The organism is Streptomyces spongiae (genome assembly GCF_009377185.1).
Taxonomy (GTDB): Bacteria; Actinomycetota; Actinomycetes; order Streptomycetales; family Streptomycetaceae; genus Streptomyces; species Streptomyces spongiae.
Genome location: NZ_VJZC01000797.1, coordinates 1 through 3682, shown reverse-complemented (window position 1 = coordinate 3682; position 3682 = coordinate 1). Strand labels below are relative to the sequence as shown.

Below are 3682 nucleotides of genomic sequence, written 5' to 3'. Positions count from 1 at the left end.
GGCCAGCCCCTCCACCGCCCGCCGCACCGCCGCCGCGACCTCCGGCCGCACCGCCACCTGCCCGCCGAGCGAGGGCGAGTACGCGACCCGCAGCCCGCGCACTCCGCCCGCCCGCAACGCGTCCGTGAACGACCCGGTCACCGGCCCCAGCCCGGACCAGTCACGCACGTCCGGCCCGCTGATCACATCCATCAGCAGCGCGGCGTCGGCGGCGTCCCGCGCCAGCGGGCCCACATGCGCGAGAGTGCCGAACGCGCTCGCCGGATAGAGCGGCACACGCCCGTACGTCGGCTTCAGCCCGAAGGTCCCGCAGAAGGAGGCCGGGATGCGCACACTGCCGCCGCCGTCCGTGCCGAGCGCCAGCGGCCCGGCCCCGAGGGCCACGGCCGCCGCCGCGCCCCCGCTCGAACCACCCGCCGTGCGCGACACGTCGTACGGGTTCCGCGTCACCCCGGACAGCGGTGAGTCCGTCACGCCCTTCCAGCCGAACTCCGGGGTCGTCGTCTTGCCGAGGAACACCGCGCCGTGCTCCCGCAGCCGGGCCACGGACGGCGCGTCCTCGTCCCACGTGCCCTCCGGGGAGATCGCCCGGGAGCCCTTCAGCGTGGGCGCGCCGCGCTGCAGCAGGATGTCCTTCACCGTCACCGGCACCCCGTCGAGCAGCCCGGCGGGCTCCCCGCGCCGCCAGCGTTCCTCGGACTCCCGCGCGCGGGCGAGCGCGTCGTCGGGGCTCAGGCGCACGAACGCGTTCACGGCTGGTTGGATGAGATTCGCCCGTTCGAGTGTCGCTCGGGCTGCTTCCACGGGGCTGAATTCGCCCTTGCGGTAGCCGTCGAGGAGTTGTACCGCGGTCAGTTCGGTGAGCTCGGTCATCCGCCCGCCCTCCGGGGAACTCGGCAGTTCAGTGTCCAGGTACGTACCCACGCTTCTTGTCGACCACGTTCAGCAGCGGCCTTCCCGTCTCCCAGAGTTCGTACAGTTCGAGGAACTGCGCCCCCAGCGCGTCCCGCCAGCCCACCGTGTCCCCGCTCATGTGGGGCGAGACGATCAGGCCCGGCACGTCCCACAGCGGGTCGTCCGGCGGCAGGGGCTCGCGCTCGAAGACGTCCAGCGCCGCGCCCGCGATCCACTGCTTCGACACCGCCTCCACCAGCGCGTCCTCCACCACGAGCGGGCCGCGCCCGATGTTGACGAACCGTGCCGAGGGCTGCATGACCCCGAAGCGGCGGGCGTCGAACATGCCCTGCGTAGCCTCCGTCAGCGGGGCGGCCGCGATCACCCAGTCGGCGCGGGACAGCAGCCGGTCCAGGTCCTCGGGGCCGTGGATACCGGGGCGCGGGGTGCGTCCGACGAGGGCCGTGGTGATCCCGAGGGCTTTCAGCGTGGCGGCGATGGCCTGGCCGATGGGCCCCGACCCGACGACGACGGCCCGTGTCCCCGCCACCCGCTGCGTCTCCCGGTGCCGCCACTCGTGGGCGCGCTGGAGCTCCCCGGTGCGCGTCAGGTCCTTCGCCCAGGTCAGCACCAGCGCGGCGACGTACTCGGCGATCGGCTGGTCGAAGACTCCGCGCGCGTTGGTCACCACCGTGTCCGAGGCCGCGAGTTCCGGGCACATGAGGTGGTCGACGCCCGCGCTCGCCGTGTGCACCCAAGCCGGTCTCGGGCCCTCGCCCGGCCAGGCGTCGCGCACGGCGCGCGAGGTGAAGTCCCAGACGAGCAGGGCATCGGCGTGCGGCAGGTGCTCGGCCAGTGAGGCCGCGTCCGTGTGCAGGATCCGGGTCCGCCCGGTGAGGCTGCCGAGGCGGGGCGGGGGATCGGCATCCAGGACGAGAAGGGTCTTGTCGGACATCGTGGGGAAACCGTTTCGCAACGCGAGTTCGCTTCTCTGAAGGAGGTTCGCCGACTTTTCTTCCGGTTGATTGCGGCATTTGCCGGTAGTTACTACTGGTTACCTGTGGTTTCCGGGGATTTTTGGTGTTCTCCGGGGTTTTCAGGTGGGGCTCGCGGGTGGTGAAGTGGGGGATCAAGCCGTCTGAGATGCGCGGATTGACCACGCTCGCACCCGAACCTACCTTCGTCAACACGGTCTCGGACACGGACCGTTGCCCCCTCATCCCCGTTCGTGAGGCCGGTGCCCTGCCATGGACGTTTCATTTCTCGGTGGACCGCGCCCTCAGCGCGGTGTCGGTGTCGTGGCCCCCTTCGACTTCGCTCTCGATCGCGAGCTGTGGCGCTGGACGCCCGACGACGTCTCGCTCCATCTCACGCGGACCCCGTTCGTGCCGGTCGAGGTCAGCCTCGACCTGGCGCGGCTGGTCAGCGAGCACGAGACACTCGGCGACGCGGTCCGTACGCTCAACGCGATCGCACCCGAGATCGTCGCGTACGCCTGCACCTCCGGCAGTTTCGTCGGCGGTGTCGCGGGCGAGCGGGCGATGTGCGAGGCGATGACAAGGGCGGGAGCGGTGCCCTCCCTGACGACATCGGGTGCCCTCCTGGAGGCCCTGAACGAGCTGGGCGTACGCCGGCTCGCACTCGTGACCCCGTACACCGTCTCGGTGACCCTGGCGCTGGAGGAGTACCTGAGCGAGGCGGGCATCACCGTCACCGGCCGCGCCTTCATGGGCCTGACCAGTCACATCTGGAAGGTCCCGTACCGGGACGTGGTCGACATGGCCCGCAGGGCGGTGCGCGCCCCCGCGGACGCCCTGTTCATCAGCTGTACGAACCTCCCGACCTACGACGTCATCCCGCAACTCGAAGCGGAACTCCGTATGCCGGTGATCTCGGCCAACCAGGTGACGATGTGGGCGGCGCTGCGCCACCTGGGTACCCGAGCGGTGGGCCCCTATCAGGCGCTGCTCGACGAATCGGCGCGCCGGAGCCCCGTACTGCCGAAAGAAGAGCAGCAGGAAGGCTGGACATGACCGCACTCGGTTTCCTGTACCCGGGCCACTCGGCCGAGGACGACTACCCGCGCATCGAGCAGCTCCTGGGCAGTGACATCCGCCTTCCCCTGGTCCATACGGACATCGGCGAGGACGCGCACCGTGAGGACGCACTGCTGGAGATGGGCTCGACGCAGCGCCTGGCCGCAGGCGTGGAGGAACTGCGTCTGTCGGGCGCGGAGGCGGTCGTCTGGGCCTGCACCTCCGGCAGCTTCGTGTACGGCTGGGAGGGCGCCCACGAACAGGTTCGCAACCTGGCCCGTGCGGCGGGCATGCCCGCCTCCTCGACGTCCTTCGCCTTCGCGCACGCGGTGCCGGAACTCGACGCCCATCGGGTGGCGATCGCGGCGACGTACCCGGAGGACGTGGCGGAGCTGTTCGCGGCCTTTCTGAAGGACGCGGGGGTGGAGGTCGTCTCGACGCGTGCCTCCGGCATCATCACGGCGGCGGAGGTCGGAACGTGGGGTGAGGAGGAGGTTCTTGCGCTGGCCCGCGCGGGCGACCATCCGGAGGCGGAGGTGGTCCTCCTGCCGGACACGGCCCTTCATACGGCGTCCCATATCCCGGCCCTGGAGTCCGCCCTCTCGAAGCCGGTCCTCACCGCCAACCAGGTCACTGTCTGGGAGGCCCTTCGGCTGGCCGACCGCCGGGTGAACGCGCCCCAGCTCGGCACGCTCTTCACAAAGGAGCCGATCGTCCAGGCGTGAACGTCCCTCGCCCCCGCCGCCCCTACC

4 protein-coding genes are annotated in these 3682 nt (G+C 71.0%); 2 read left to right on the top strand and 2 right to left on the bottom strand.

Annotated elements, in window-relative coordinates; translation table 11 throughout:
* Both FNH08_RS46915 and FNH08_RS46910 read right to left on the bottom strand, forming a co-directional pair.
* Positions 1-873, bottom strand: an 873-nt coding sequence (locus FNH08_RS46915; RefSeq protein WP_265579855.1) for an amidase family protein, incomplete at its 3' end; no start/stop codon positions are given.
* Positions 874-901: 28 nt separating this feature from the next.
* Positions 902-1849, bottom strand: a complete 948-nt coding sequence (locus FNH08_RS46910) for a D-2-hydroxyacid dehydrogenase (protein ID WP_152777947.1) — start codon at positions 1847-1849, stop codon at positions 902-904.
* A 292-nt stretch (positions 1850-2141) separates the two neighbouring features.
* On the opposite strand from FNH08_RS46910, the gene FNH08_RS46905 reads away from it, so the two are divergent.
* Positions 2142-2927, top strand: coding sequence for a maleate cis-trans isomerase family protein (locus FNH08_RS46905; RefSeq protein ID WP_152777945.1), 786 nt, complete (start codon positions 2142-2144; stop codon positions 2925-2927).
* A complete protein-coding gene (locus tag FNH08_RS46900; RefSeq protein WP_152777943.1) occupies positions 2924-3655 on the top strand; it encodes a maleate cis-trans isomerase family protein in 732 nt (243 codons plus the stop codon). Before FNH08_RS46905 ends, FNH08_RS46900 begins: the two co-directional genes overlap by 4 nt.
* Positions 3656-3682 lie beyond the last annotated feature (27 nt).